Origin of the sequence: Pseudomonas sp. SZ57 (assembly GCF_009495975.1) — a bacterium.
Taxonomy (GTDB): domain Bacteria; phylum Pseudomonadota; class Gammaproteobacteria; order Pseudomonadales; family Pseudomonadaceae; genus Aquipseudomonas; species Aquipseudomonas syringae.
The window spans coordinates 263922-285945 of the sequence record NZ_WIBD01000005.1; the positions used below are offsets into that span (position 1 = coordinate 263922).

General features: G+C 60.6%; 18 protein-coding genes. 12 read left to right on the forward strand and 6 right to left on the reverse strand.

From position 1 onward, the window contains the following. Nucleotides 1–23 precede the first annotated feature (23 nt). Both GE543_RS09415 and GE543_RS09420 read left to right on the forward strand, forming a co-directional pair. Nucleotides 24–845, forward strand: a complete 822-nt coding sequence (locus GE543_RS09415; RefSeq protein ID WP_046270784.1) for a helix-turn-helix transcriptional regulator — start codon at nt 24–26, stop codon at nt 843–845. A 228-nt stretch (nt 846–1073) separates the two neighbouring features. Next, on the forward strand, nt 1074–1748 hold the full coding sequence (locus GE543_RS09420; RefSeq protein ID WP_003413932.1) for an HAD family phosphatase: 675 nt from the start codon (nt 1074–1076) through the stop codon (nt 1746–1748). Nucleotides 1749–1848: 100 nt separating this feature from the next. Here the strand turns inward: GE543_RS09420 and GE543_RS09425 are convergent, their stop codons facing one another. Further along, complete coding sequence (locus tag GE543_RS09425; protein WP_003318137.1) at nt 1849–2097, reverse strand: hypothetical protein; 249 nt, start codon at nt 2095–2097, stop codon at nt 1849–1851. Nucleotides 2098–2180: 83 nt separating this feature from the next. Beyond that, nucleotides 2181–2651 carry an Lrp/AsnC family transcriptional regulator gene (locus GE543_RS09430; protein WP_002555835.1) on the reverse strand — a complete coding sequence of 157 codons (471 nt, stop codon included), beginning with the start codon at nt 2649–2651 and terminating at the stop codon, nt 2181–2183. Nucleotides 2652–3074: 423 nt separating this feature from the next. Between GE543_RS09430 and GE543_RS09435 the strand changes: the two genes are divergently transcribed. The 9 genes from GE543_RS09435 (at nt 3075) to GE543_RS09475 (ending at nt 16045) form a co-directional block, all read left to right on the forward strand. Continuing rightward, nucleotides 3075–4229, forward strand: a complete 1155-nt coding sequence (locus GE543_RS09435) for a cysteine desulfurase family protein (RefSeq protein ID WP_178118573.1) — start codon at nt 3075–3077, stop codon at nt 4227–4229. Nucleotides 4230–5447: 1218 nt separating this feature from the next. Next, entirely contained in the window at nt 5448–6254 is an 807-nt protein-coding gene (locus GE543_RS09440; RefSeq protein WP_256664740.1) for an energy transducer TonB, read from the forward strand. A 74-nt stretch (nt 6255–6328) separates the two neighbouring features. Next, entirely contained in the window at nt 6329–7015 is a 687-nt protein-coding gene (locus GE543_RS09445) for a MotA/TolQ/ExbB proton channel family protein (RefSeq protein ID WP_003425751.1), read from the forward strand. After that, nucleotides 7015–7416: a biopolymer transporter ExbD gene (locus GE543_RS09450; RefSeq protein WP_002555939.1), complete on the forward strand. Its 402-nt coding sequence runs from the start codon at nt 7015–7017 to the stop codon at nt 7414–7416. Before GE543_RS09445 ends, GE543_RS09450 begins: the two co-directional genes overlap by 1 nt. A gap of 99 nt (nt 7417–7515) precedes the next feature. Continuing rightward, nucleotides 7516–10341 (forward strand): TonB-dependent receptor, encoded by a 2826-nt coding sequence (locus GE543_RS09455; protein WP_178118574.1) that lies wholly within the window; start codon nt 7516–7518, stop codon nt 10339–10341. A gap of 144 nt (nt 10342–10485) precedes the next feature. Then, nucleotides 10486–12369: an extracellular solute-binding protein gene (locus GE543_RS09460; RefSeq protein ID WP_153221275.1), complete on the forward strand. Its 1884-nt coding sequence runs from the start codon at nt 10486–10488 to the stop codon at nt 12367–12369. A 1-nt stretch (nt 12370) separates the two neighbouring features. Continuing rightward, entirely contained in the window at nt 12371–13438 is a 1068-nt protein-coding gene (locus GE543_RS09465) for a microcin C ABC transporter permease YejB (RefSeq protein WP_046236852.1), read from the forward strand. Then, nucleotides 13438–14460, forward strand: coding sequence for an ABC transporter permease (locus GE543_RS09470; RefSeq protein ID WP_003437297.1), 1023 nt, complete (start codon nt 13438–13440; stop codon nt 14458–14460). The genes GE543_RS09465 and GE543_RS09470 overlap by 1 nt, the downstream gene beginning before the upstream one ends. Before the next feature lies 1 nt (nt 14461). Next, complete coding sequence (locus GE543_RS09475; RefSeq protein ID WP_153221276.1) at nt 14462–16045, forward strand: ABC transporter ATP-binding protein; 1584 nt, start codon at nt 14462–14464, stop codon at nt 16043–16045. Nucleotides 16046–16054: 9 nt separating this feature from the next. Here the strand turns inward: GE543_RS09475 and GE543_RS09480 are convergent, their stop codons facing one another. The 4 genes from GE543_RS09480 to gabT form a co-directional block, all read right to left on the reverse strand. Then, nucleotides 16055–17551, reverse strand: coding sequence for a methyl-accepting chemotaxis protein (locus tag GE543_RS09480; RefSeq protein ID WP_178118575.1), 1497 nt, complete (start codon nt 17549–17551; stop codon nt 16055–16057). A 380-nt stretch (nt 17552–17931) separates the two neighbouring features. Then, nucleotides 17932–18420: an Lrp/AsnC family transcriptional regulator gene (locus GE543_RS09490; RefSeq protein WP_002555947.1), complete on the reverse strand. Its 489-nt coding sequence runs from the start codon at nt 18418–18420 to the stop codon at nt 17932–17934. A gap of 47 nt (nt 18421–18467) precedes the next feature. Next, on the reverse strand, nt 18468–19124 hold the full coding sequence (locus tag GE543_RS09495) for an HAD family hydrolase (RefSeq protein ID WP_032697504.1): 657 nt from the start codon (nt 19122–19124) through the stop codon (nt 18468–18470). Nucleotides 19125–19205: 81 nt separating this feature from the next. Continuing rightward, entirely contained in the window at nt 19206–20510 is a 1305-nt protein-coding gene (gene gabT, locus GE543_RS09500) for a 4-aminobutyrate--2-oxoglutarate transaminase (protein WP_153221278.1), read from the reverse strand. 285 nt (nt 20511–20795) lie between these two features. Between gabT and GE543_RS09505 the strand changes: the two genes are divergently transcribed. After that, nucleotides 20796–21725: a glyoxylate/hydroxypyruvate reductase A gene (locus tag GE543_RS09505; RefSeq protein ID WP_153221279.1), complete on the forward strand. Its 930-nt coding sequence runs from the start codon at nt 20796–20798 to the stop codon at nt 21723–21725. Nucleotides 21726–22024 lie beyond the last annotated feature (299 nt).

Here is a 22024-nt window from a genome sequence, read left to right on the forward strand (position 1 = left end):
GTATAGAAACCAACAGGATCATCATGGCCAACCCGCTGGGAACATATTTGAAGGACTGTCGGGCGCGTCTGGACCCTGCGAGTCTGGGGCTTTCCACCACGCGTCGACGCACGCCAGGTTTGCGTCGTGAAGAAGTTGCCCAGCGCGCCAATATCAGCGCGACGTGGTACACGTGGCTGGAACAAGGTCGCGGTGGCGCGCCTTCTGCTCAGGTTCTGGACCGGATCGCGCAAAGTCTCCTGATGACCGAGCCCGAGCGGCAACACCTGTTCATGCTCGCTTTTGGTCACCTGCCCGAAGTGGTCTACAGCGCGCCCGAAGGCGTATCGCCGCGCTTGCAGCGCATTCTGGATACGCTCGCGTTCAGCCCTGCTTTTATCAAGACTGCCACTTGGGATGTTCTGGCCTGGAACAACGCTGCGGCAGCTGTATTTACTGACTACAGCCTGCTGCCCGTAGAGCAGCGCAACATCCTGCGCCTGATGTTTTGCAACGCTGGCACACGAGCAAAGCAGGACGACTGGCAGGCCGTCGCGCGCTTTATCGTCGCCGCATTCAGAGCCGACGCGACCCGTGCCGGTGCTGCCTCGGAACTCCGCGAACTTGCTGACGAACTCTGCACGCTCAGCGCCGATTTTGCTGCGTTGTGGCGCGACAACGATGTGCGTTCACAGGGCGAAGGCACCAAGCGCCTGCGGCATCCGGTTCATGGGCTGATTGAACTGGAGTATTCGGGGTTCGCAGTGGATGGCCGGCCCGATCTGTCGATGATTGTTTATAACCCGGTCACCGAGGATGACGCAGCGCGGGTTCAGGCGCTGGTGGAGGGTTACGTACAGCGTTAATGCGGCTTTAGAACCATCAGGCTTTTCTGCTGCCAGATCGCCCTCCCGCCCGAAAGATCGAACCGCCATTCCATCACGTACTCGAAAGTGTGTGACCTCAAAAAACCAACCCTTTCCCGCCATTTGGCAACGCCGTATTGAAGCCCCCCGGTACCGCCGAACAGGTATCGACTCACAACGCTCCGGACCTCGCCAGATGGTCAATCCGCATTCAAAAAGAGTAACCCTATGAGACCCCAGACTTCCTTCATCTTCGACCTGGACGGCACGCTGACCGACAGCGTTTATCAAAACGTCGCCGCCTGGAAAGAAGCGCTGGATGCAGAAAAGATCCCGCTTGCGATGTGGCGTATTCACCGCAAGATCGGTATGAGCGGCGGGCTGATGTTGAAATCACTGTCGCGTGAAACCGGCTTGAACATCAGCGAAGAACAAGCCGAACGGCTCAGCGAGAAACATGCTCAGGCTTACGAGCGGCTGCAAGGACAGATCATCGCATTGCCCGGCGCCGTTGAGTTGCTGGAGACGCTCGACAAGGAAAACCTCAAGTGGTGCATCGCCACCAGCGGCGGGATCGATACGGCGACGATCAACCTCAAAGCGCTGAAACTGGACATCAACAAGATCAACATCGTAACGCGCGATGACGTGAGCTACGGCAAGCCTGACCCCGACCTGTTCCTGGCGGCTGCAAATAAGATAAACGCTCCGATCGACGAGTGCTTGGTGATCGGCGATGCGATCTGGGACATGCTCGCGGCGCGTCGCTGCAAGGCAACCGGCGTGGGTCTGCTGTCGGGCGGCTACGACATCGGCGAGCTTGAGCGTGCTGGCGCGTTGAGGGTGTATGAAGACCCGCTGGATCTGCTGAATCATCTGGACGAGATTGCTTCTCGGCCTTGAATCTACGGATTCATCGTTTCCAATCCATGTGAGCAGCTCAACGTACCTGCAGAAACACGTTTGAGCTGTTACACCACCTCAGCGCCATATTTGTACTCCCTCAGCCCGGCAGAGTGCCGCCGCCCTCATCCGAGACGCTATCGGCGTCGTCCACTTCCGGCTCACCTTCATCGTAAGTCTCGTCGTGTTCCGTACGCTTCTTCACCTCGTCGCCTTTTTTCGGGCCGACACCGGGTCTGTTCGCGTTCATGGCGAGGACCGGGTCTGCTTCGCGGTCGTACTGGCCGAGTTGCGGGCTGGCGGGGTCTTCTTTGGGTACGCTGTCTGTGAGTATGTGATCGGTTGTCATGTCAGCCACCTTTTTCGTTTGCCAAAGAAAGTGGACGTGGCATCGGGCTGAGGGTTCGATTCAATCGATGAGCGTGGCTGCGCTCAGCCGCCAAACGATGCGTATTGCAAGGGCAGGCCGGTGGTGAATTTGATCTGTTCCATGGCGAAGCTCGAGCTCACGTCGCTGATGCCGGGGATGCTGATCAGTTGTTTGTACACCGCGTCGTACCCTGCGATGTCGGCTACGACGATGCGCAGCATGTAGTCGGTGTCGCCCGCCATGCGATAGCACTCGACCACTTCAGGCAGCTCGCCGACGGCGGCGTGAAACTGTTCGAGCCAGGCGGCGTTGTGCTGGTTGGTGCGGATGGCGGCGAAGACGCTGACTGACACGTTCAGCCGTTGTGGATTGAGCAGCGCGACCCGGCGGTCGATGATGCCGGCCTCTTCCAGCTTCTGGATACGTCGCCAGCACGCGGTACTGCCCAGGCCGATACGCTCGGCGATGTCCGCCACCGAACGGGTGCAGTCGGTTTGCAGGATGTCGAGAATTGCCCGGTCGAATTTGTCCATTAGCGGTTTCCTGCGTTAGTCGCTCTACACTGATCGTGAGGAACGATGGTGTCTGACTGCGATTCTGCGCCTCACACAGCATGACTATCGTGCCAATGCTCCGCGTTGGCATGCCTTTCGTGACGCTCTGCGTCATCCAACGGTGCAGCACCTTGAACCCCGGGATTGGACGCGGAGCGTCCAGGACTGCGTTCCCACGCGGAGCGTGAGGAACGATGGCGTCTGGATGCGATTCTGCGTCTGAAGCAGCATCCTAGAATTTTTAATCGTATAAATCCAAGCAAAAGCGAATAACTTTTCGAATTGGTTGCCCATGCCCGTGCAAATATCAATAAATTTTCGCGCGCGGATCAGTAATCTTTCAAGCAGTCGGTCTGGTAATGCCAGTCCTTGATTTTGACTCGATTACAAAGCGAATTGCCCATGACCACTTCTGCGCTCTATCTGGATTACGCCGCCACCACACCTGTCGATGAACAGGTCATCGAAGCCATGGTTGCCTGTATGGGGCGCGAAGGTCATTTCGGTAATCCGGCTTCCAGCGGGCACGGTTATGGGCAGGTGGCGCGGCAGGCCGTTGAACAGGCGCGCACACAGGTGGCCGATGCGGTGGGTGCGCCTGCGGATACCATCGTCTGGACCTCCGGCGCTACCGAGTCCAACAACCTGGCGATCAAGGGCATCGCCCATGATGCCAGCGCGCAACGCCGGCACATCATCACCAGCGTCCTGGAACACAAGGCCGTGCTCGACACCGTCAGCACGCTGGAGCGTCAGGGCTTTCCCGTCACCTGGCTGAAACCGGACGCTCAAGGCCTGATCCAGCCTCACGCTGTACAGGCTGCATTGCGCGAAGACACGCTGCTGGTGTCGCTGATGCTGGTGAACAATGAGCTGGGTACGCTGACCGATATCGCCAGCATTGGCGCCCTGGTGCGCGAGCACGGTGCGCTGTTTCATGTGGACGCTGCGCAGGGCGTCGGCAAGGTGAAGATCGATCTGGCGAGCCTGGCCGTCGACCTGATGTCGTTCTCGGCGCACAAGGCATACGGCCCCAAGGGCATTGGCGCGCTGTACGTGGGCCCGCGTGCGCATTCACTGTTGAAAGCGCAAATCCACGGCGGCGGACATGAAGGCGGCTTTCGTTCGGGCACCTTGGCCACCCATCAGATCGTCGGCATGGGGACGGCCTTTGCCTTGGCGATCAGCCAGGCCGACACTGAAAACCGTCGTATCGAAGGGCTGAGTCGTCACCTGCGCGAAGGCCTGTTGAGTCTGCCGGATGTGCAACTCAATGGCTGCCCGCAACAACGCATACCGCACACCCTGAACCTGTGCATCACCCGCAGCGGCTTCACCAGCGCCCAGTTGTCCCACAGCCTGGCGTTGTCCTCGACGTCCGCGTGCAACTCGGCCAGCAATGCACCCTCGCATGTGCTGCTTGCTCTGGGCATGGACTCTGCCAAGGCCCTGGCCAGCGTGCGCGTCAGCCTTGGCCGCTACACCACGCAGGCAGATGTCGAGCGCGCCATCGAGGTGTTCAGCAAGGCGCTCAGCGCACCTGCTGCGTTCTGGTAATTGACGACACCTACAGGCCGCCCGAATCGAGGGCGGCTCTCTCCCGGCGCACCCGCGCCAATCTGCCGAGTTGATACCCGCCGGGGTCAGTGACTGCGCCCTGCAGCCGCAAAAACTCGTCTCCAGATGAAAATGTACTCCTCCAGATACAAAAAGACACAAATTGGCACAGTTCTTTCAAGTGGAACGGTCGTGCCATAAACCAATGGTGCGCGCTGCATTCATGGGGTGCCTACACGCACCAAAGTGCAGTTCACGGATGTCAGAGCGTCCACAAACAGTGCAGGGGAGCAGACCACAAGTCTCGCTGCCCGCCAGGAAAGGAATCTAGCTGTGCCCTATCAGTCTTGCGTCAGACCACCGTTACGCCGGCAATCCACAGCTTGGGCAGCACCTGCCTCAAGCGATGCCTGCACGGTCGCTTCACCCTTGTCCCGATCTGCGCGTTGTTATTCGACGGCCCTGCACGTCTGGACTTAAGACATTTTGCGTGTGCCTTGAAAGTTCTGATGATGAATCAGGACCGTGTGCACCCGTGCGCGTAATAAGTACACAAGGGGCTGTTTTTAATTAAAAGACGGTCGACCTATAAAGAGTGTCCGACACTTTATTTTGAGTGGTTTCATTTTGCCATCACCTATGGAATGGCTTTATTTCAACAACGCTAACTGTCCACACAACCGCGTACCTACACGGAGCATTGTTTTTATGAAGCGCTGATAAACTAACGCACCAACGTGATCCTCGTGACACAGTATTGGTGCATCAAACAAAGTGACTTGCAGGTCATGATTTTCGAACGCGTCTGCTCAAGCAGAGGGTCATTGTTTGTCTGTTTTTTTGTTCGACGTTTTATTCATCTGTGCGGTTTTGAAGTCAATGAAGTCGGGAATCGATAAATAGTTATACGAATGCGACACCCCCTCTGCATCAATGGTTCCAGCTAGGGCGTTCTGGCACAGCGGTTGCAATGTAAGCATTCAGGAACATCGCTGTACGTCCCCGTACATGACGATAAGAAAGCAAGGATCTGCAATGTCAGTGCCCTGATTCAAGACGTCCTTTAACCGTTTGAGTTCGCCGTGTGCGCACCCACCGCGTTGCCCTGCCCATCAACAATGTGCAGGTCTTCATCAATCGAACAGTTACCCATTGTTCGAGCGGATTTTTATTGCCCTTTAACTACCCGAGGGAGCGTTAATGAATGATGCGGTAATAATGAAAGCGGTTCCCTCTCCCTCGCCCGATGACACTTCGACGGCGTGGCAGGGTATTCCTTTCAGCGCCAATACGTCACGCCCGGGCGGTCTTAATAAGCCGCAAGTAATGGTGTTGATTGCTGCGTCGGTACTTATTCATGGTGTGATCTGGTGGTACATACAAACGGCCCAGCCAGACGTGCCGGAAGTTGCGCCACAAGTTCCGGAAATGACCATTGAACTGACCAGCCCGACACCACCCGCCCCGGAACCGCCGCCGCCCGAGCCACCACCTCCGCCGCCGCCTCCACCGCCTCCCCCCGAACCGGAACAACCGGTCGAGGACCCGGACGCGGTCGAACCGCCGCCCAAACCGGTGGAAAAACCCAAGGTCGAGAAGCCCAAGCCGGTCAAGAAGGTCGAGCCGGTGAAAAAGCCGACGCCGCCTGCGCCCAAGCCTGCCGCTGCGCCCAGCCCGCCCGCGCCGCCAACACCTGCGCCCGCGCCGCCGGCACCTGCTGCGCCACCGGCTCCGGTCAAGGAAAGCGCTGCGGTATCCGGGCTCGCCAGCCTGGGCAATCCACCGCCGGAATACCCGGGGCTGGCGTTGCGACGCAGTTGGGAAGGTCGCGTGATTCTGCGCATCAAGGTGCTGCCCAACGGCCGCGCCGGGGCTGTAGAGGTGACCAAATCCAGCGGCAAACCGGTACTGGACGAAGCGGCCGTGGAGGCTGTGCGCAACTGGAAGTTCATACCGGCCAAACGCGGTGACACGCCGATAGAAGGCTTCGCGACGCAGACCATCGACTTCAAGTTGCCGGAATGATCCGGCGCATGACAACCGACTATTCAATTATCAAAGCTGGTGAGGTTTAAACCATGAACGCATCGCTCTCTTCCATGATCGTCCCGGCCGTGCTCTGGGCACTGATTCTGTTTTCCGTATTGAGTTGGGCACTGTTGCTGATCAAGTCGGCGCAGTATGTCCGCCAGAAGTCCCAGAACAAACAATTCACCAAAGTGTTCTGGAGCGCGCCGGACCTGCTCACCGCTGCCGAGCATTCTGCGCAATACCCCGGCGCGCTGGCACGTATTGCCAACAGCGGCTTTGAAGCCATGGCGGTCGATGAGTCGCCGCGCACCACGCAACAACTGGCGCACACCATCAACCGCTCGGACCGTCTGGAGCGCAACCTGCGCCAGCAGATACAAAAAGAGCGGCGCGCGCTGGAAAGTGGCCAGGCGATTCTCGCCAGTATCGGCAGCACCGCGCCCTTCATCGGCCTGTTCGGTACGGTCTGGGGGATCATGGAGGCGCTGCAAAGCATCGGCGTGACCGGCTCGGCCAGCCTCGAAGCGGTTGCCGGCCCCATCGGTCACGCGCTGGTCGCCACCGGTGTGGGTATCGCCGTCGCCGTGCCGGCAGTGCTGATCTACAACTTCTTCCTGCGCCGCCTCAAGCTCGCCGTGGCCGACATGGATGACTTCGCCCACGACTTCGACGCCCTCGCCCAGCGCAGCGCCTTTGCCGTCACGCGCCAGCCCATCGCCAGCAAGAATGGTCATGCCGTTCGGGAGGCCAGCTAATGTCTTTCTCCACTCAGGACAGCGATGAAGTACTCAGCGAAATGAACGTCACGCCGCTGGTCGACGTGATGCTCGTGCTGCTGGTGGTGTTCATCGTCACCACGCCGCTGATGACCAATGCGATCAAGGTCAACCTGCCCAAGACCGACGCAGTCGCCCCCGCCGAGAAGAAAAACCCGGTGGTGGTCAGCGTCGATCAGGACGGCAAGTTCTACCTCGCCAAATCGGAAATCGCCCCGGAGCTGCTGGAAAAAAGCCTGCAGGACGAAAAGGCCAAGGACCCGGAAATCCGCGTCCAGTTGCAGGCCGACACCGCCGTGAATTATGGCCAGGTGGCCAAGGCCATGGCCTCCATCGAACGCTCCGGCATTACCAAGATATCCGTCATGACAGCGAAATGACGCTCGACTGACCGGGTGGCTTCGCCTCGCGAAGCCGTCTGACCCGACCCCCGTGAATGCGGTTGTCCGTGGGCTGAAAAGCCCCTGGAGGGGAGCGGCTTGCTGGAAAAAGAAGAAGTGGAACTCCCGCTCGGCACAACCGCGTCGGGAACAGAGGGCTCACAAGGCCATTTCAATAATGTCTGGATCAAGTCGGAACTAACCATGCTGATGAATCTTCCCGGTTGTACCCTCAAACCACTGGCCCTCGCGGTCCGGCGTCATCCACGTGCCCTGCTCTGCGCATTGGCCATGGGCATGAGCGGTGCCCAGGCGGCAGACGCCGTCGATGCAGACACCAGCGGCTCGGCCGTGCCCACCAGTGCAGCGGTTGTGCCTGCCACGACCCAGTTGCAACGCGTAGAAGTGACCGGTTCGGCGATCCGCCGGGTCGATGCCGAAACCGCCGTGCCGATTACCATCCTGCGCGCCGACGACCTGAAGAAACAGGGCGTGACCACCACCCAGGAAATGGTCCAGCGCATCACCGGCAGCCAGTCGATCAACAACAGCGCAGGCTCGGTCGGAGCCGGAACAGGAGGCGCCTCCTTCGCCGACATGCGCGGCATCGGTGCGAACAAGACGCTGGTGCTGCTCAACGGCCGACGTCTGGCCAACAATGCGTTGTCCGGTGTGGGTACGCCCAACGGCAGCGCCATCGACCTGAACATGATCCCGTTCGCTGCGATCGACCGCGTGGAAGTGCTGCGTGACGGTGCCTCGGCGCTGTACGGCACCGACGCCATCGGCGGCGTGATCAACTTCATCACCAAAAAGTCCCTGACCGACGGCAGCCTGACCCTCGGTGGCGAGACGCCGACCGCCAGTGGCGGCGGTGCGACCAAGGACATGAGTGCCAGCTGGGGCTTCGGTGATCTGGAAGAAGACCGCTTTAACGTGATGGGCGTCTTCAACTACAACAAGCAGCAGAATCTGGACGCCAATGACCGCTCGTTTGCCAAGGATTACGTACCGGGACGCGGTCTCAACCAGACCTCCGGGACGGCATATCCCGGCAATTATTTTCAGGGCGACAACTCCGCCAACCCGCTGGGCAGAAACTGCAGCGGCCCCAGCCTGATAGCCAGCAACGGCATCTGCCGATTCAGCACTCGCGAATACATCGACCTGATCCCGCAAACCGAAAAGACCTCTTTTTTCGGCAGGGCTACCGGCAAGCTGGCCGACGATCATAACGTCAGCCTCGAATACTTCTGGGCCCGCAACAACAACCACACCGATATCGGGCCAGCGCCTCTCACCGGGCTGTCACTGGACTCGTCGTCCCCCTTCTATCCCGGTAACGGCATCACTCCGGCCCCCACCGATTTCACCCTCGACCCGACGCAACCGGTCAGCACCGCCTGGCGAGAAACGGCAGCAGGCCCACGCGGATCGAGCGACCAAAACACCAGCCAGCGTTTTCTGCTGAATTTCGACGGTCTGGTGGGTGGCTGGGACTACAACGTTGGCGCTTCTTACAACCAGAACAAAGTGTTGTCATCACTCACCGATGGTTACATCAGCGATGCTGCAATGCTCAATGGCCTCGCCAACGGCACCCTCAATCCGTTTGGTCCGCAGACCGCTGCAGGTCAGACGCTGATTGACGCCAGTCAATACCATGGCCAGTACTCAAGCGCCGTGGGCCGAGTGGCCGGGCTGGATGCGCGCATCAGCCGGGAAATCGGTGACTGGTTCGGTGCAGGCCCTGCCGGCATTGCGCTAGGTGGCGAATACCGAAAAGAGAAAATGCATCAGGAGTACGAAGCGTTCGTCAACGACGTCAGCAGTCTGGGCGCAGATGCCGCAGGCAGCGTCGAAGGTGACAGGAGCGTCAAGGCGGAATACGCCGAACTGAATGTCCCCGTGCTGGACAGCCTTGAACTGACCGCCGCCGTTCGTCACGACAAATACAGCGACTTCGGCAGCACCACCAACCCGAAATACTCGTTCCGCTACCAGCCGTTCAAGCAACTGGTTGTCCGTGGTGCCTACAGCGAAGGCTTTCGAGCACCTTCGCTGTACGAACTGTATGCCCCGCGTAGCACGACTTTTACCCAAGGCTATTACAACGACCCGGTGCTGTGTGCCGGTGGTGTCGTCCAGCCTGGTGGTAACGCCGGTCGTGATTGCCAGCAGCAGTTCCTCAACAATGGCGGAGGCAACACCGAACTGGCCCCGGAAAAAGCCCGCAACATGACCCTGGGCTTCGTCTATCAGCCGGTCAACAACCTGTCGATGGGCCTGGATTTCTGGTGGATTCACATTTCCAACCAGATCCAGGCGTTCCCCGAGTCAACTGTGTTTGATGACCCCAACACCTACGCCGACCGCTACGTGCGCGCTGCCGATGGTTCAATCGCCAACATCGTCACCGGCAACGCCAACCTGGGCATCGTCAAGACCAGCGGTGTCGACGTAACCCTCGACTATCGCTTCCCGAACACGCCTTACGGTCAGTTCGGTCTGGGCATGACCGGCACCTACGTCACCCGTTATGACTTCCAGAACATCATCGACGGCCCGTACACCGATAAGGTCGGCGACTTTCAGGGCGACGGCGTGATTTCGCGCTGGAAACACGTCCTGACCGGTACCTGGTCACTGGGCGATACCCGCGCCTCCATAACCAACCGCTTCACCAGCGGCTACAACGACTACGACCGTACCACCAATGCGCGGGTCGCGTCGTATGCGCTGTGGGACATGTCGGTGGGTCATACCTTCGACAAGGTGCTGGATATCGACGCCGGTGTGCGCAATATGTTCGACCGCAACCCGCCGTTCTCCAACCAGGCCTACAACTTCCAGTCCGGCTACGACCCTCGTTACGCCGACCCGCTGGGCCGCACCCTGTTCGCCCGCGCGACTTACCACTTCTGAGTGTGACGACGTGGCCCATACACGCTCCGTGGGCCACGTCAGATTGCGAGCTCGCCCCCTCCGGCCCAGGTTTCATCCGCCTTCCCCGGCCGGGGGCTTTTTCGCAGTGTTCCGTCATTCAGTGCGCACGAGGAAAGCCCTACCATGTCGCGTCTTAACCGTTTTCTGCAGCGCCTGCTTCTGGGTGTTGCGCTGTGCAGTGGCTGGCAGACTGTGCTGGCGACGCCGACCCACGCCTTGACCGTCTATGGCGAGGCGCCGAAATACCCGGCCGGCTTCCAGCACTTCGATTACGTCAACCCGAACGCCCCCAAGGGTGGTTCGCTGACCCGGTCGGCGGAAGAAATCGGCCAGTTCAATTACCTCAATCCCTATGTCGATCAGGGCATCAATGTGCGCGAGGTCGACAGCTGGGTGTACTCGCCACTGGCCTATCGCTCGCTGGATGAGCCGTACACGGTGTATGGCCTGATCGCGGAAAAGATGGAGATGGACCCGGACGGTCTGTGGATTCGTTTTTTCCTCAACCCCAAGGCGCGTTTCGAGGACGGCAAGCCCGTCACCGCCGAAGACGTGCGCTACACCTTCGAGCTGATGACCACCAAGGGCAGCTTCAGCTATCGACCGATGTTCGCCGACGTCAAAGAGGTGACAATCGAAGGCCCGCTGCAGATTCGCTTCGACTTCAAAAACAATCTCAACCGCATGCTGGCGCTGGACATCGCCAGCATGCACATCCTCCCCGAACACTGGTGGAAGACCCGCGACTTCGCCAACGGCGGCGGTTTCGAACCGCCGCTGGGCAACGGGCCGTACCGGGTCGCCAAGGTCGACGCCGGACGCAGCGTCACCTTCGAGCGGGTCAAGGACTGGTGGGGTAAGGACCTGCCGGTCAGCCGTGGTCTGTACAACTTCGACTCGCTCACCGTGAACTACTACGGCGACACCGAAATCGCCCGCCAGCTGCTGCAGGCCGGGACGTTCGACTACAACCGCGAGTTCTCCTCTTCAGGCTTCGTGGTCGGCTACAGCGGCCCGGCGATTGACGACGGGCGCCTGCAAAAGCGCATCCTCGCACCGCAACGTCCGGTCGCCGCGCAGGGCTTTGTGTTCAATCTGGACAAGCCCATGTTCAAGGACCGCCGCGTGCGCGAGGCGCTGTCGTTGCTGTGGGATTTCGACTGGATCAATCGCCGGGTCATGCGCAATTTCTACGTGCGTGAACAAAGCTACTTCCCGAAAAGCGACATGGCCGCCACCGAGCTACCGACCCCGGCCGAGCTGAAGATCCTCGAACCCTTGCGCGGCCAGGTTCCGGACGAGGTGTTCAGCAAGGTCTATCAGCCACCGAAAACCGACGGCAGCGGTTACATCCGTGACAAGCAGTTGCAGGCCCTCAAGCTGCTGGCCGAAGCCGGCTGGCATCCGAAGGACAGCAAGCTGGTCAACGCGGCGGGCGAGCCGATGGTGTTCAGTTTTCTCGATGGTCAGGGCGGCTTCGACCGGCTGATTCTGCCCTTCAAGCGTACGCTGGCGCAGATCGGCATCACGCTGGATTTTCTGCGCATCGATTCGGCGCAGTACATCAACCGGCTCAATGCGCGGGACTACGACATGATCGTGGTCAGCCTGCCGAAAAACGGCAATCCGATCATTTCCCCGGGCCGTGAGCTGTACAACCTGTATGGCTCGCAAAGCGCCACCGAAGTGGGCAGCTCCAACGCCATGGTGCTGCGCAATCCTGCCGTGGACACGCTGATCGACGGGCTGGTCAGCGCCAATACGCGCAACGACATGGTGCTCTACGCGCGGGCGCTGGATCGGGTCCTGCAGTGGGGTTACTACATGATTCCCAACTACTACTCCAAGGGCACGCCGCTGGTGTTCGCCAACCGGTTCGGCATGCCGGACGTGGCACCGATCTATGACGTGGGCCTGGAAACCTGGTGGCAGATCAGCCCGACGCCGCTGACCAATGCTCAGGCCACTGCGCTGACCGGCAAACCTGCCGCCGCCAAGGAGTACTGAGATGCTGGCTTATGTGATTCGACGCCTGCTGCTGATCATTCCCACGCTGCTGGCCATTCTGATTGTGAATTTCCTGATCGTGCAGGCCGCCCCCGGCGGACCGGTCGAGCAGGCCATCGCGCGCATTCAGGGCTTCAGCCCCAACGGTGTGGGCGGCGGCGGGGGCGAAGTGGCTGCCTCCGGCACCGCCAGCCGCAGCACACGCGGGCTGGACCCGGCGCTGATCGAGCAGATCAAGCAACACTACGGTTTCGACAAGCCGATGCACGAACGGCTGTGGCTGATGCTCAAGAACTACGCGCAACTGGACTTCGGCACCAGCTTCTTCCGCGGTGCACCGGTCACCGAACTGATCGCGCAAAAGCTGCCGGTGTCGCTGTCCCTCGGGCTCTGGGCGACGCTGATCACGTACCTGATTTCCATCCCGCTGGGCATTCGCAAGGCGGTGCGGCATGGCAGCGCATTCGATGTCTGGAGCAGCACGCTGGTGATCATCGGTTACGCCACGCCCGCGTTTCTGTTCGCCATTCTGCTGATCGTGGTGTTCGCCGGGGGCAGTTACCTGAGCTGGTTTCCGGCGCAGGGGCTGTTCTCGGACAACTTCGACAGCCTGAGCGCCTGGGGCAAGGTGAAGGACTATCTGTGGCACCTGGTGCTGCCGGTCAGTTCGCTGGTGATCGGCGGGTTCGCCACGCTGACCATCCTCACCAAGAACAGCTTTCTCAACGAGATCAGCCGCCAGTACGTGGTCACGGCGCGCGCCAAGGGCCTGACCGAGCACCGCGTGCTGTACGGCCATGTGTTTCGCAACGCCATGCTGCTGGTGATCGCCGGTATTCCACAGGCCTTGATCGAAGTGTTCTTCGCCGGCTCGCTGCTGATCGAAACCATCTTCGGCCTCGATGGTTTGGGGCGCATGAGTTACGAAGCAGCCGTCTCGCGCGACTACCCCATCGTGTTCGGCACGCTGTTTCTGTTCACGCTGTTCGGCCTGCTGATCAAACTGATCGGTGACCTGTGTTACACGCTGGTCGACCCACGCATCGACTTTTCCGCGAGGAGCGCCTGATGTTCGAGTTCTCTCCCCAGACCCGGCGCCGCTTCGACCTGTTCAAGGCCAACCGTCGCGGTTGGTGGTCGCTGTGGATCTTCATCGGCCTGCTGCTGGTGTGCCTGTGCGGCGAACTGATCGCCAACGACAAGCCGCTGCTGATCCGCTACGACGGGCAGCTGTATTACCCGGTGCTGCACACCTACATGGAAACCGATTTCGGCGGCGAGCTGCCTTTCGAACCGGACTATGCCAGCGACTACGTGCGCAAGCTGATCGCCGCGAAAAACGGCTGGATGCTGTTCGCGCCGATCCCGTTCAGCTACGACACCATCAACTATGACCTGGACGCGCCATCGCCCAGCCCGCCGGACCACATTAACTGGCTGGGCACCGACGAGCAGGCCCGTGATGTGCTGGCGCGGGTGCTGTTCGGCGCGCGGATATCCATTCTGTTCGCGCTGCTGCTGACCGCGATCAGCACGGTGATTGGGGTGTGTGCCGGGGCGATTCAGGGTTACTACGGCGGCATGACCGACCTGATCGGCCAGCGCATTCAGGAGATCTGGTCGGGGCTGCCGGTGCTGTACCTGCTGATCATTCTGTCCGGCTTTGTGTCGCCCAGTTTCTGGTGGCTGCTGGGGATCATGGCGCTGTTCTCCTGGCTGTCGCTGGTGGACGTGGTGCGTGCCGAGTTCCTGCGTGGGCGCAATCTGGAGTACGTCAAAGCTGCCCGCGCATTGGGTCTGACCGACGCTGCGCTGATGTGGCGACACATCCTGCCCAACGCGATGACCAGTACCCTGACCTACCTGCCGTTCATCATCACCGGCGCCATCGCCACCCTCACTGCGCTGGATTTTCTCGGCTTCGGCATGCCGGCGGGCAGTGCGTCGCTGGGCGAGTTGATTGGCGAGGCCAAGCGTAATCTGCAAGCGCCCTGGCTGGGGCTGACCGCGTTCGTGGTGCTGGCCCTGATCCTTTCTCTGCTGGTGTTCATCGGCGAAGCCTGCCGCGACGCGTTCGATCCTCGGAGCTGACATGCACGACAACCTGATTGAAATTCGTGACCTGCGGGTCGCCTTCAACGGCCGCGAAGTGGTGCATGGCGTCAGCCTCGACATCCGCCGTGGCGAGTGCCTGGCGCTGGTGGGCGAATCCGGCTCGGGCAAATCGGTCACGGCGCATTCGATTCTGCGCCTATTGCCGGCGAAAACCGTCAGCACCCAGGGCTCGATTCGTTACGACGGGCTGGACCTGGTCAGCGCCAGCGACAAGCAGTTGCGCAGCCTGCGCGGCAATCGAGTGGCGATGATTTTTCAGGAGCCCATGAGCTCGCTGAACCCGCTGCACACGGTCGAAAAACAGATCGGCGAAATCCTCGTGACCCACAAGGGCCTCAAGGGCAAGGCTGCGCTGAGCCGCACTCTGGAGTTGCTGGAACTGGTCGGCATTCGTGATCCGCTGTCCCGTCTCAAGGCGTATCCGCATCAACTGTCGGGCGGGCAACGGCAGCGCATCATGATTGCCATGGCGCTGGCCAACGAGCCGGATCTGCTGATCGCCGACGAGCCGACCACCGCGCTGGACGTGACCGTGCAGGTGAAGATTCTGGAGTTGCTCAAGTCCCTGCAACAGCGGCTGAATATGTCGCTGCTGCTGATCAGCCACGACCTCAATCTGGTGCGGCGCATCGCCCAGCGGGTCTGCGTGATGCGTGAGGGCGAGATCGTCGAGCAGGCCGATTGCCAGACCCTGTTCGACAGCCCGCAGCACCCTTACAGCCGTCTGCTGATCAATGCCGAGCCGGATGGCGAACCGGTGCCGTCCACGCACAGCAACACGCTGCTGTCGGTGCAGGACCTGAAGGTCTGGTTCCCGCTGGGCAAGGCCTGGTTCAAACGTGAGCCTCAGTATGTGAAGGCGGTGGACGGGGTGAGTTTCGAGCTGCTCAAGGGCAAGACGCTGGGCATTGTCGGCGAGTCGGGTTCGGGCAAGTCGACGCTGGGCCAGGCGATTTTGCGCCTGGTCGATTCAGAGGGCAGCATCCGCTTCGGCACCAAGGAACTGAGCCTGCACAGTCAGCACCTGATGCGCCCGTTGCGCCGCCAGCTGCAGGTGGTGTTTCAGGACCCGTTCGGCAGTCTCAGCCCGCGCATGACTGTGGAACAGATCATTGCCGAGGGCCTGGTGACGCACACCATCGGTACGCCGAAAGAGCGTGAACAGACCGTGATCCGCGTGTTGCAGGAAGTCGGCCTGGACCCGGCCACCCGGCATCGTTACCCGCACGAGTTTTCCGGCGGGCAGCGCCAGCGTATTTCCATCGCGCGGGCGCTGGTGCTTGAACCGGATCTGATCCTGCTCGACGAGCCGACCTCGGCGCTCGACCGGACCGTGCAAAAGCAGATCGTCGCCCTGCTGCGCGACCTGCAAATCCGTCATGGCCTGACGTACCTGTTCATCAGCCATGACCTGGCGGTGGTTCACGCCCTGGCCCATGACCTGATCGTCATCAAGGACGGCAAGGTCGTCGAGCAGGGCCCGTCCCGCGAGATCTTCGCTGCACCGCAGCAGGCCTACACTCAGGAACTGCTGCGTTCGTCGGGGCTGGTGTTCGCCTGAGCGCGAAAACTACGCGTGAAAGCTCTGGCCCAGCGCTTCCAGGCGGATAGCCAGTGGCGACAGGCTCTGGCTGCTGGTCGCCAGCACACCGATATTGGCGGCGGTCTGTTCGGCGATGGTCTGCACCGAGCGCAACTGGTCGGCCATTTCCCGGCTGACGGCGGACTGTTGTTCGGTCGTCGTGGCAATCAAGCCGTTAAGCTGGGTGATATGGCCGATGCCTTCGCCGACGGCGCGCAGGGATTGCGAAGCGCGCTGGCTGTCCTCGACACAACGCCCGACGCCCTGCAGGCTGTCGTTCATGGCCGTAGCGGCCTGACGACTGCCTTTTTGCAGGTCTTCGATGATGGTCTGGATCTCCTTGGTCGACGACGCTGTGCGCTGCGCCAGGTTGCGCACTTCATCGGCCACCACCGCAAAGCCTCGGCCCTGCTCACCGGCGCGGGCGGCTTCGATTGCGGCGTTGAGGGCCAGCAGGTTGGTCTGCTCGGCAATGCTGCCGATCACGTCCAGCACCTTGCCGATCTGTTCTGACTGGTTGGCCAGGGCTTGTACGGTTTCATCGGTGGTCGTGATGCGTGCGGCAAGCTGGGTGATTTCGCTCTGCGCACGGTCGACACTGTCGCGCCCGTGAGCGACCTGATCGCTGGCGTCACCGGCCCGCTGCACGGCTTGCGCGACGTGGCTGGAGATATCGTTCATGGCATCGCCCATGCGCTGCATCGCGCCGGTCATGCGCGCGATTTCACTGAGCTGATGCTGCGCACCGGTTTCCAGCGTACTGCTGGCCTTGGCAAGGTCATGACCCAGTTCGCCAAGCCCGCGAGTGTCACGCACCACGCCGTCGACCAGGCCGGTGATCTGCGCCAGAAACTGCTCGAAACGCTGCGCCAGCGAAACATGTTTGCCCGACTGCTGGTTGGACTGGCTATCGGTAGAGAACTGGTTGGTGGTGGCCAGCATCCGGTCCAGCATGTCCTGATTCTCGACCGCCTCGGCTTGGTTCTGTACCGCGAGGTAGACCAGAATCGCGCTTTCAACGACCACATACACCGCATGCACAAGCACCATGCTCCAGCCGAAGCCGTGGTGCATGACGTACACCGGGAAGCCGGAATGCTGCAGGGCATGGAAGCCGACATGGTGAATGGCGATGGTGACGGCAGCGACCAGAATCGGCAGCCAGTCGCGGTAGAAGGTCAGCACCGCCAGCAGGACGAAGATGCCGAAATGTATCTCGACCTGCCCGTGGGCCTGATTGATGTGCAGCGCGGTCATGACCATCAGCCCGACGCCGAAACAGCAACGCATCAATCGGGTGCCGCCGATGGCCCGATACAGCCCGGTCAGCACCACCGCGGTGCCGCCACCGACGACGACTGCCTGGGTGAAGGTGTCGAACCAGAACGCCAACCCGAGCGCGTAGATGAACAACAGCCAGATCAGACCCAGCATGATCCGGTCGGCCTTGCGGTAATGGTCAAGGAAACGAGGGGCTACGGGCATCGAACACATCCTTTTGAAATCCATGGCGACAGGGGCTCCTGCCGGTTTTTCAAATCTGCACGAGCAAAAGCCCGGCCAAAGTGCCGTCCGGATAGTAGCCCTATGCCAGAAATTCAGACATACCTATTCTTTGCCCAGTATTCACGGCTGCGTATGCGGTGTGGCGCAGATCTGTGACGCGGAGCGTCACGCCAGGCATTCCCACGCTGGAGCGTGAGGAACGATAGTCGTCAGGTAGATCGCGGAACGGGTGGGGCACGATGTGTCCGGGCGAACGCTATCGTGGCTCAGCGCTATACACACCGTGCGAACGCTATCGTGCCCATGCTCCGCGTGGGTATGCCGTTCTGGACGCTCTGCGTCCTCTCCGGGCTAGCGCTTCAGTGGCGCAACAGTTTGCGCAGCGGCACGCCGTCTTTCATGACCGGGGATTTGATGACGATGTAGCTGAAGTACTTGGAGATGCCGATGTTCTTGTCCAGCAGCTCTTCGATCACTTCCTGGTAATGCTGAATGCTGCGGGTCATGAAGCGCACCAGGTAATCGTAGCCGCCGCTGATCAGGTGGCATTCCAGCACTTCGTCGACGTGACGGATGTTGGCTTCGAATTTGGCGAAGTCTTCGCGCTTGTGGTCGCTGAGGGAGATTTCCGTGAACACGGTGACCGATTCGGTGATCTTGGCCAGATTAAGGTGCGCTTTGTAGCTGGAAATGTAACCTGCCGACTCCAGGCGTTTGACGCGTTGCAGGCAAGGGCTCGCGGAAAGTCCGACGGCATCGGCCAGGCTGACGTTGGTCATGCGCCCGTCTTTCTGGAGTTCTACCAAAATATTGATATCAATCCGATCCAGTTTGACCAAGCCTTCCATTACCTACCTCATGTATTGCCATTCACGGTGCCTACCTTCTAGCAAAATCAGCGCCGTAAAGACAGCTGATGCTGAGCGACCAGATCAGCCATGCTGTTGATGCAGATATCCGCCGTGCAGGGCTTGCTGTGCTGTTCCCGACCACGCCGGATCAGGCACAACCCACCGCTTGCCAACGCCGAGGCCGGTGGGCGTGACACTATCAGGGTCTCACGCGGCTCCAGATCCATATCGGCAAGCCAGCCCGTGTCTTCCAGCGGGTGGGTGGTCAATGACAGCAGGCTGTCGGGCTCAAGCCCCAGTCGCTCGCACAGCAGGCCGCGATCTTGCAGGTCGCGGTCGGCGTACACCAGCAATCGATAGAACTTGCGCAGGTAGAGCATCGCGCCGGGCGCATCCTCGAACAGCGTCCAGTTCGGCACCGAGCGGGCGAAGCTCATGCCTTCCTCCCAACTCGCCTTGATCCCCAGTCGTTCGGCCAGCTGTCGATGCGCAAAGCACAGCAGCCCGCTGAAACCCAATTCGTCAAAGCGCGGGTACAACGTGCGGATGACATCATTGAATTCAGTGAGTACCTGGTCTTTGCCGGGTGTGTTCAGACCGTTGTCCAGCAACGGCTGCAACGCCGTCCAGACACCGGAATCACGGTCCACCAGCACTTCATCACAATCGATCAGCAGTGCGCGGTAATCAATAAGCCCCATGGCAGGCAACGTCTCCATTCAACAATGATCCCCAGCGCGGGTGATCGCAGCGTCTGACGACAGCCGCGACCACGCTTGCGCTCAGCTGGACTTCAATACTCGTGCCAAGGCAGCGTCAAGAATGCCCAACGCCTCATCGATCTGCTGCTCGGTGGTCACCAGCGGGGCCAGGAAGCGCAGGACGTTGCGGTACACGCCGCACTTGATCACCAGCAGGCCACCGAGGCGCGCCTGGTCGATGATCTTCTGGTTGAGGTCGGCGTCCGGGCTGCGGGCTGCGTCATTCTTGACCATCTCCATGGCGAGCATGAAACCGGTGCCGCGCACGTCGCCGATGCAGGCGTAACGCTCTTTGAGATTGAGCAGACCGGCACGCAGGCGTTCGCCCAACTGTTCGCCGCGCGCCAGCAGGTTTTCCTGCTCGTAGGTGTCGATCACTGCCAGTGCCGCGGCGCAGGACAGCGCATTACCGCCGTAGGTGCCGCCCAGGCCGCCCGGAAGCGGTGCATCCATGATCTCGGCACGCCCGACCACGCCCGACAGCGGCATGCCGCCCGCGAGGCTCTTGGCCACGGTCACCAGATCCGGCTGGATGCCCGAATGCTCGAAGCCGAACCATTTGCCGGTACGCCCGAAACCGGACTGGATTTCATCGGCAATCAGCACGATGCCGTGTTGTTCGGTAAGGGCACGCAAGGCCTTCATGAACTCGACCGGCGCAGTCAGGAAGCCGCCGTCGCCCTGCATCGGCTCGATTAGAATCGCCGCCACACGCTCCGGTGCGACCTGAGTGGCCAACAGCTCGTGCAACGCCGCCAGCGCCACTTCGGTGGTCACGCCGCGGTATTCGTTCGGGTACGGGGTGTGGAACACCTCAGGCGCCATCGGGCCGAAATTCTGTTTGTACGGCTGGCTCATGCCGGTCAGCGTGGTGCCGAGCAGCGTACGGCCATGAAAGCCGCCGCGGAACGAGATGATCGCCGGGCGATTGGTGTGGGCGCGGGCGATTTTCACCGCGTTTTCCACGGCTTCGGCGCCGGAGGTGAAAAGCACTGCCTTATGATCGATGCCGCTCTGGCCTGCGATCAACAGGCTCAGGCGTTTGGCCAGGTCGATATAGGGCTGGTAGGAGGCCACCTGAAAGCAGGCGTGGGTGACTTTGGTCAGCTGCGCCTGAATCGCCGCGACCACGTTCGGGTGGTTGTGGCCGATGTTCAACACGCCGATACCGCCGACGAAATCCAGATAGCGCTTGCCATCGACGTCCCACAATTCAGAACCCTGGGCGCGGTCGATGACCAGCGGGTGGGCCGTGACAATGCCACGCGGCACAAACTGGTCGCGCTGGCGGATCAGATGAGGGGTGTCGTCGACTTTGCTGTTCATGGTTTTACCTATCATGGGCCAGGCAGCCGGCGGGGGTGGCTGCAATGCTGTTCAGGTTAAGCGTTCAGCGAAATGATCTACGCCGAACTTGCACCCTCAGATGTCCATATCGACTGTTTTTCGCCTCGCAAACGGCAGATTCCTTCATGCCCGCACATCACCATGCAATCTGCCGGGCAGCGGCGCTTTTCGGACATTGGAGAGGCCTGGAAGCAGGCGTTTCGACAGATCGTGCTTTGCTTTTACGGCATGATGAGGCTCATCTTTCATGCTCAGGAAACGCCCATGCCCGCCCTGCTCTACAAAGCCGATCCCGCACGTGCCGAACGCTGGCGCGTCCTGTTTGCCGAGCACGCGCCGGACATTGAATGGCGCGTATGGCCAGACATCGGCGACCCGGCCGACATCCACTATCTGGGCGCCTGGCTGGCGCCCGATGATCTGCAGGAACTGCTGCCCAACCTGAAAGTGCTGTTTGCCCTGTCGGCAGGTGTGGACCAGCTGGACCTGAGCCGTATTCCGAAATCACTGCCGGTGGTGCGTCTGCTGGACCCTGGCATCAGTCACGCGATGTGTGAATACGCGACCTTCGCCGTATTGAGCCTGCATCGGGAAATGCTGCGTTATCGGCAGCAGCAGGTTGAAGGCGTCTGGAAAGCCCAACCGCTGATACCGGCGAACCAACGGCGAGTCGGCGTGATGGGGCTGGGCTTGCAGGCGCAGCATATTCTGTCGAGCCTCAAACCCTTCGGTTTCCAACTGTCGGGCTGGGCGCGCAGCGAGCATCGAATCGACGCTGTGCAGTGCTATGCCGGGGAAGAGCAACTGGACGCATTTCTAGGGCAGTGCGACATTTTGCTGTGTGTGCTGCCGCTGACCGGGCAGACCGAAGGCATCCTCAATCGCCGGCTTTTCGAGCAATTGCCCAAGGGGGCCGCGCTGATCAATATGGGCCGTGGCGGGCATCTGGTGGAAGCGGACCTGCTTGAAGCGCTGGACAGCGGCCAACTCAGCGCTGCGGTGCTGGATGTGCTGCAGCAGGAACCGGCAGCAGCCGACCATCCGTTCTGGGTACACCCGAAGATCCTGCTGACCCCGCATGTGGCGGCCATGACCCAGCCGGAAAGCGCATTTCCTGGCCTGCTCGATAACATTCGCCGCTTTGAACGCGGTGAAGCGATGCAAGGACAGGTGGATCGCGGCCAGGGTTATTAACTGATAATCGCCCCGATGCTCTGAACTGACCCCAAAAGGTTGGACGGTTGACTATCGTTCCCACGCTCCGCGTGGGAATGCAGTTCGTGACGCTCTGCGTCACACAGCGGTTCTGTGATGTCAGGTGGATTGATGTTCGGCTCAGGTCACCTTTTCGCCCCTCGGCGACTCACTTTGAGGGACCAAAGTGAGCAAAGTCCTTCGCTCCTGTTTCCGGCCCGACTTCGTCGGGTTACGTCGTCCAGACACAGATCCGGGGTCGCCGCAACGGGCCCTCCATGGCCCAGACTGTGTAAAAA

Excerpts from the sequence above, each read along its gene's own strand:
- GE543_RS09415 (WP_046270784.1), top strand. The coding sequence starts at position 24 with ATGGCCAACCCGCTGGGAACATATTTGAAGGACTGTCGGGCGCGTCTG.
- GE543_RS09420 (WP_003413932.1), top strand. The coding sequence starts at position 1,074 with ATGAGACCCCAGACTTCCTTCATCTTCGACCTGGACGGCACGCTGACC.
- GE543_RS09425 (WP_003318137.1), bottom strand. The coding sequence starts at position 2,097 with ATGACAACCGATCACATACTCACAGACAGCGTACCCAAAGAAGACCCC.
- GE543_RS09430 (WP_002555835.1), bottom strand. The coding sequence starts at position 2,651 with ATGGACAAATTCGACCGGGCAATTCTCGACATCCTGCAAACCGACTGC.
- GE543_RS09435 (WP_178118573.1), top strand. The coding sequence starts at position 3,075 with ATGACCACTTCTGCGCTCTATCTGGATTACGCCGCCACCACACCTGTC.
- GE543_RS09440 (WP_256664740.1), top strand. The coding sequence starts at position 5,448 with ATGAAAGCGGTTCCCTCTCCCTCGCCCGATGACACTTCGACGGCGTGG.
- GE543_RS09445 (WP_003425751.1), top strand. The coding sequence starts at position 6,329 with ATGATCGTCCCGGCCGTGCTCTGGGCACTGATTCTGTTTTCCGTATTG.
- GE543_RS09450 (WP_002555939.1), top strand. The coding sequence starts at position 7,015 with ATGTCTTTCTCCACTCAGGACAGCGATGAAGTACTCAGCGAAATGAAC.
- GE543_RS09460 (WP_153221275.1), top strand. The coding sequence starts at position 10,486 with ATGTCGCGTCTTAACCGTTTTCTGCAGCGCCTGCTTCTGGGTGTTGCG.
- GE543_RS09465 (WP_046236852.1), top strand. The coding sequence starts at position 12,371 with ATGCTGGCTTATGTGATTCGACGCCTGCTGCTGATCATTCCCACGCTG.
- GE543_RS09470 (WP_003437297.1), top strand. The coding sequence starts at position 13,438 with ATGTTCGAGTTCTCTCCCCAGACCCGGCGCCGCTTCGACCTGTTCAAG.
- GE543_RS09475 (WP_153221276.1), top strand. The coding sequence starts at position 14,462 with ATGCACGACAACCTGATTGAAATTCGTGACCTGCGGGTCGCCTTCAAC.
- GE543_RS09480 (WP_178118575.1), bottom strand. The coding sequence starts at position 17,551 with ATGCCCGTAGCCCCTCGTTTCCTTGACCATTACCGCAAGGCCGACCGG.
- GE543_RS09490 (WP_002555947.1), bottom strand. The coding sequence starts at position 18,420 with ATGGAAGGCTTGGTCAAACTGGATCGGATTGATATCAATATTTTGGTA.
- GE543_RS09495 (WP_032697504.1), bottom strand. The coding sequence starts at position 19,124 with ATGGGGCTTATTGATTACCGCGCACTGCTGATCGATTGTGATGAAGTG.
- gabT (WP_153221278.1), bottom strand. The coding sequence starts at position 20,510 with ATGAACAGCAAAGTCGACGACACCCCTCATCTGATCCGCCAGCGCGAC.
- GE543_RS09505 (WP_153221279.1), top strand. The coding sequence starts at position 20,796 with ATGCCCGCCCTGCTCTACAAAGCCGATCCCGCACGTGCCGAACGCTGG.